The 6,000-nt window shown below is 55.6% G+C and carries 3 protein-coding genes and 3 pseudogenes; 2 read left to right on the top strand and 4 right to left on the bottom strand.

The features are described 5' to 3' along the window. Positions 1 to 220: 220 nt before the first annotated feature. From JCM15764_RS09790 to recO, 4 genes and pseudogenes are all read right to left on the bottom strand, one after another. Positions 221 to 886, bottom strand: a complete 666-nt coding sequence (locus tag JCM15764_RS09790; RefSeq protein ID WP_243688690.1) for a response regulator — start codon at positions 884 to 886, stop codon at positions 221 to 223. A 15-nt stretch (positions 887 to 901) separates the two neighbouring features. Continuing rightward, a pseudogene (locus JCM15764_RS09795) lies at positions 902 to 2,199 on the bottom strand (enoyl ACP reductase FabMG family protein). 37 nt (positions 2,200 to 2,236) lie between these two features. Next, positions 2,237 to 3,609 (bottom strand): annotated as a pseudogene (gene dnaB, locus JCM15764_RS09800) (replicative DNA helicase). A gap of 70 nt (positions 3,610 to 3,679) precedes the next feature. Next, a pseudogene (gene recO, locus JCM15764_RS09805) lies at positions 3,680 to 4,413 on the bottom strand (DNA repair protein RecO). 280 nt (positions 4,414 to 4,693) lie between these two features. Between recO and JCM15764_RS22725 the strand changes: the two are divergent. Further along, positions 4,694 to 5,065, top strand: a complete 372-nt coding sequence (locus tag JCM15764_RS22725; RefSeq protein ID WP_243688691.1) for a hypothetical protein — start codon at positions 4,694 to 4,696, stop codon at positions 5,063 to 5,065. Next, positions 5,062 to 5,940, top strand: a complete 879-nt coding sequence (locus tag JCM15764_RS09810) for a putative porin (protein ID WP_243688692.1) — start codon at positions 5,062 to 5,064, stop codon at positions 5,938 to 5,940. Before JCM15764_RS22725 ends, JCM15764_RS09810 begins: the two co-directional genes overlap by 4 nt. The last annotated feature ends 60 nt before the right edge of the window (positions 5,941 to 6,000 follow it).

Raw genomic sequence — 6,000 nt, forward strand, 5'->3', positions numbered from 1 at the left:
GCCGATAGCCACCTTGGGCTGCTGGTGGATGTAAGGTGACATAACCGGGGTGATGATCATGAAATGAATGTGAGTTACGGCCGAAGGGCAAGCAGGACGCAGGATGAGATCAGGAGGTTGGTGAGCGCCACCTTGACGATAGATTCTACAAGAGGGGGATCGGTGGGGTTTTTATGGCCTTAGCCATGCCAGTGTCAGTTTGCTGCGGTAATGAAGCTTGTCAGGGCTGCCTTTGCCTCCGGGGAGAGATCGAGGAATTCGACACCGAAGCCTTCGGGCAGGCTCTTTTTCTTGCGGGCGCTGGATGTGTTGAGCCAGGCCACTCGGCCCTTGGCTGGATGATGGCGCCATCGCCGGGAAGGGCAAAGATGATGCTTACAATGGCATTGGCTTCCATGTTGTAATCGGTGGCTATGTATGCGCCATGGTTGCTGATGTCGTGAATTTCACCGGAGAGGCTGGCGCTGAAGATGGTGAATCTGACTTTCGTGCTGCAGCGCAGCCTATCTTCACGGCGGTCGATCTGGGGAAGGTAGGTGCGGGCCAATTCCAGGTAGTCGTTACGATCAAGCGGTTTGGTAAGGAAACTGTCGCAGCCTGCCTTCCTGCACAGGATTTCATCGTCCGGTTTTCCCACAGAGGTGATCAGCACCACCGTGGTGGAGCGCAAGGCGGCGTCGGCCTTGATGGCGGTGCAACATTCTGCCCCTCCCATGTTCGGCATATGCAGGTCCATGAAGACCACGTCGGGGCGCTTAGCGCGAGTGATCGCCAGTGCCTCTGCCCCATCCCTTGCCGTCAGGATAGTGACTGACGAACGTTGAAGGAATCCCTTCTGGATTTCCAGGAACATGTTGACGTCATCTACCAGCAGGACCTTTGCCATGTAGTTTCTCCCGTCCTAAACAGTAGCCAGCCGTTTGGCGATTACATCGTGGTTCAGCCATACAACGGGTGCATCGGGCATCCAGGAAAAGTCGAACATCAGCCTTCCCACGCCCCGGAAAACCTCCTGGGAAAGGACCGCGCAGACGATTTCCTTTGGGTTTTTGTTCATGGCGATTAAGTTGGCGGAGCTGTTCAGCATCAACTCCTGCAGGGGGAGGCTGTTGTGCTGGGGCCAGCTGCTGAGATCGCGACCGGCAACGGTTAACGGATCGGTCAGGTAGTCATGGGCGGTGGTGAGCAGGTTGTCGATGGTGATGCCGTCGGCAAGGAGGGCGAGGCATGCGGTCCTGATGCCATCGGCTGCCGGGCCGGGAGCTTCTTTTTCCAGTGCCGCCAGCAGCATGTAGAGTGAGTTTTCAACGCCGAGGAAAAGGGCGCTGGAATTGGTCAGGATTTCGGGGCAGTTGAAGACGGTGGCCTTGATCCCGGACTTCCATGCATCTTCGGCAATCTCTTCCAGTCTTATCTTTGCCCAGCCCTGCAGGTAGGGGGTATACGACTGCCAGGCGTAGTTGCCATCGATGAGAACCTCACAACCATGGTAGCCGTACGCCGTGTACCGTGCATTGACCTTGTTCCTGAGGCCGGCAGTGGCATCGATCAGGTAGCGGAAGGTATCAGCTGTGACATCATCGAAGCTTATTTTGCACAGCTTTCCCAGACCGGAATTCCAGAAGGTCTCCGACGAAAGGAAACGCTCTCCCTGCCCCTTGAAAACGCGGTTGAGAAGGGGCATGAAAATGCGCGCCCTGGGAATGCCCCCTGCCATGGTGTGGGCAAATATTACATTGGCTCCCGAGGGAAGCAGTCGGGCAAGCTCGTCGGCAACAAGCCCCAGGTTGGCTTGAAGCGACGGACACCCTGCTGGCGTGCCTGCTCGATTTGGTTCCAATCAAAACTGACCTTCTCCCAATCGTCAGGCTTCACCCCCTTGAGCTGGTCGGCAATTGACCGGCCATCAGGGCCGTATGGCTCCATATCGAAACCCGCCTCCAGGGGGATATTTATGATCTTGCCGCCGATGTTTGCTTCAGCTTCGGCAAGTTCCTCACCGTTCAACGAACGCAGGGTGCCGTCACCGTCGCGTCTGCCCACGGTTGTGCCGATAATTGTCATCCCGGCCTTCCGTGCCTCGTCGACAATGCCGTTGGCGTAGCCCCGGCCGAACAGTTCGCCGCAAAGGACCAGCACGTCCCCTTCCTTGTATTGAGCCGCTGCCGGTACTTGGCGTAGTGCGTTATAAGTAGTCATATCTGCAATATTCCTTTCGTAAGTAACTGGTGTGAGATCAGAAATCTTCCCGTTTGCTCAAATTCTCGAACCTGGTGTGTTCGCCGAGGAAGGCGAGATCGACAATACCGATGGGGCCGTTCCTCTGTTTGCCGATGATGATCTCAGCCTTGCCCACATGGCTTTCTTCACAGGTTTGCTCCTTGTTCTTGCATTTCTCGCAGTAGACCGACTCCCGGTAGACGAACATGATAATGTCGGCATCCTGTTCGATAGCGCCAGATTCGCGGAGGTCGCTCATCATGGGCCTTTTGTCGGTACGGCTTTCAAGACCGCGATTCAGCTGGGAAAGGGCCACCACCGGCACATCCAGTTCCTTGGCCAGCGCCTTCAGCGATCTGGATATTTCCGAGATCTCCTGCTGGCGGGATTCCGGGTTGGAGCTGCCGCGCATGAGCTGCAGGTAGTCGACGACGATCAGCCAATATCGTGTTCAGCCTTCATGCGCCGGCATTTGGAGCGCATTTCCAGCACCGAGATGGCGGGAGTGTCGTCGATGAAGATCTTTGCATCATGGAGAGCGCCTGCCGCCTTGATCAGCTTCGGCCAGTCCGTTTCCTGGAAATGGCCGGTACGCACCCTGCTGGCGTCAACCCTGGATTCGGAGCAGAGGAGACGGGTAACCAGCTGCTCCTTGCTCATCTCCAGCGAGAAAACGGCTGCCGGGCATCTGGGGGCGCCATGGATGGCTGCGTGCTGGGCAATGTTCAGGGCAAAGGCAGTCTTGCCCATGGAAGGTCGCCCGGCAATGATGATCAGGTCTCCCCGTTGAAAACCGGCGGTCATGCCGTCAAGGTCCACGAACCCGGTGGGAACGCCGGTTACGTGCTCCTTTTTCTCATAGAGCGCCTCCAGGTTCTTTATGGTGTCCTTGAGGATGGCGCCGACCGGATAGAATGCAGGGCGCAGCTTGTTCTCGGAGATTTCGAAGATCACCTTCTGGGCGGTGTCCAGCAGTTCTTCCACGTCCACCTTATCCTCGTATCCCTGGCTGACGATCTCGGTGGCGGCGCTGATAAGCTTGCGGGTGACCCCCTTTTCTTTGACGATCTTGCAGTAATAGGCAATGTTGGCCGCCATGGGGACGTAATCGACCAGGGTGGCCAGATATGCGCCCCCTCCGGTTTCCTCCAGTTCCCCTCTTTTTTTCAGGATCGAGGTGAGGGTGATGAGGTCGCACGGCTCGTTGCGGTTGTTGAGTTCGATCATGGCGCGCATGATCTTCCGATGGGATTCGCGGTACAGATCGTCGGGGGTGATGATCTCCAGAGCCCGGTTGATAGCATCGTTATCCACAAGAATGCCGCCAAGGATGGACATCTCGGCTTCGAGACTCTGTGGCGGCAGTTTTCTCATATCTGTTGTTTGCATCTGCATATCCGTGGGCATAAACCCGGTAGTGAAAATGAACGCGTCAATATACCTTGCTGCCGTTATGGGGTCAACAGGAAACCTGCTCCATGAAGTTCAGGGATTTGAGCGGGCGGGTCAGATGACAGGCGATTGCTGCATCAAGGATGGCGCCTGCCTCTGCCAGCCCATCCGGCGAAAAGTGCACCAGCGAACCTCGCCCGTTGTCAGGGACCGGATCAGCAGGGAGATGGTTTCGGGCGAAACGGGGCGGCCGGTTCTGCCGCATGAGCTGCAGAGGATGCCGGCAAAGGATGGTGAGAAGCGGAGCTGCGGCATGTTGGCCAGGTCCTGATCGCAAGACGCGCAACGGGCAAGCTCCGGCTGGTAGCCGAGCACCTTCAGCAGATTTGCCTCAAAGAAGCGACGGTCGGAGGGGGCGTGGTCAGTCAGGTCCAGGTGTTCTAGGTAGGCGGTAAGCAGCCGAAAGAGGCGCGGGTTTTGTTCGCCTTCGCCAACAAGCTGCTCCACCAGTTCGCAGGCATAGGCAGCGTTGGCTATCTTCGACAGGTCGGCACGGATATGGGGGAAGACGTTGATCACATCCGCACCATTCAGGGTGGAGAGCCCTTCCTTCAGCGTCAGCTGCAGGCGCAACCTGGCAAAGGGCTCCAACGCGCCCCCAAAACGTTTGCGGCTTTTTTTCGCATTCCTGGCCAGCCCCTTTACTTTGCCGTGTTCCAGTGTAAAAAGGGTCACGATTTTATCCGCATCTGCGTAATCCAGGACGCCAAGCACCACGGTGTCACACTCGATACTATGCATCGGCACACGTTACCATCTTGTCGCGCCGGCAGTCAATCCTACTGGTTTAAGAAAAAAATAATGATAATCACGGTTGACAGGGAAGAGGGCTTCATGTTATTTGAAATCTACTTTCAGTTTTAAAAAAGCCGGGCTGAAGAAGTGGAAGTGCCGTTGTATTGTGCAATGGCAACTGTGTATAGGTTTATTCAAATCAAGAAAATGAAAATCACAATCAGTGGTCGAAGGAGGGTTAACGTTGCCACGCGTGAAATGTAATCAAAACAAAAGGAGAAAAGAGATGAAAAAATCATTTGTACTAATGGCTGCAGTAACCATACTTTGCAGCATGGCATCCATGGCCCGCGCGGCAACAGTTGAAGAACTGCAGCAGCAGGTTGAGGAATTACGGAACCAGGTGAAGGCGATCAAGGCGCCGGCTCCTTCAGCGGAGAGTGGAGGGGACGGGTATGCGAAGAAAGTCTGGGATAGTACCCGCTTTGGTGGATACGGCGAGCTGGATTACATCGTGACACGGGAAAACGGCAACGGTAAAGGAAGTAATGCCTTCGATCCGCACCGCTTCGTCCTTTATGTAAATTCCGACCTGAGCGACTGGATCACCTTGAATACCGAACTGGAATGGGAGCATGGCGCGTCGGTGGTGACGTGAAGGACGGAAAAAAACTTTCGGGAGAGGTCTTGGTGGAGCAGGCTTTCCTCCAGTTCAAGCTGTCGCGTCCCCTCAATCTCAAAGCAGGTATCATGCTCGTTCCTCTAGGTGCGACTAATCTTTACCATGAGCCGACCAACTTCAATTCCAGCGAAAGGCCACAGTTGGACCGTTATCTGATTCCCTCAACCTGGTCTGAGATGGGAGCAGGGATCTATGGCTCTCTGGGGACCAAGGTAGATTACGAGTTGCTGGTGATGAACGGATTGGACGGCGCAGGCTTTTCGGCCAAAGACGGCGTCCGGGGCGGCAGGCAGAACCTGAATGTCGACGTCAACAGGAACAAGGCTGTTGCCGGCAGGTTGGAAGTACGTCCCTTCACCAACCTCTACACCAACTTCTCCTTTTACACCGCCAATTCAGCCAAGGTGGGCACTGCATACACCACCATCGCAGCCTTTGACGGCAAATACAGCATTGGCGATCTTGATTTGGCCGGAGAATATGTGCATGTCTACCAGGACGACCCTCGCGCATTGGGGGTAACTGATATCGGCCACAACATGTCCGGCTATTGGGTCGAGGGTGCCTACCATGTCCTGCCGAAGAGCCTGAAGAAGGGTAAGCTGTCGGAGGCCGATGCCCTGATCTTTGCCCGCTATTCGGAATTCGATACCCAGCAGGGTTCAATAGGTGATCCGAGCAAGGCCAGCGGCAAGTACGACCGAAACTACACCAATTTCGGCATCGTCTTCAAACCGACGACAACCTTATCGGTGAAGGCCGATTACCAGGTTTACGACGACCATCGCAAAGCCGGAGAGAAAGCACTTGATAACGACAAGTTTCAGGTGACGCTTGGTTTCGTGTTCTGACGGCACACCCCCCTGCTCACTAGCGCTCGCTTCCCCCTAGGAGCCTGTCGGACTTAGGGA

Source organism: Geotalea toluenoxydans JCM 15764 (assembly GCF_001311985.1).
GTDB lineage: Bacteria > Desulfobacterota > Desulfuromonadia > Geobacterales > Geobacteraceae > Geotalea > Geotalea toluenoxydans.

What these genes read in the sequence shown, in the direction of transcription:
- JCM15764_RS09790 (WP_243688690.1), bottom strand. Translation starts at nt 886, where the DNA reads ATGGCAAAGGTCCTGCTGGTAGATGACGTCAACATGTTCCTGGAAATC.
- JCM15764_RS22725 (WP_243688691.1), top strand. Translation starts at nt 4,694, where the DNA reads ATGAAAAAATCATTTGTACTAATGGCTGCAGTAACCATACTTTGCAGC.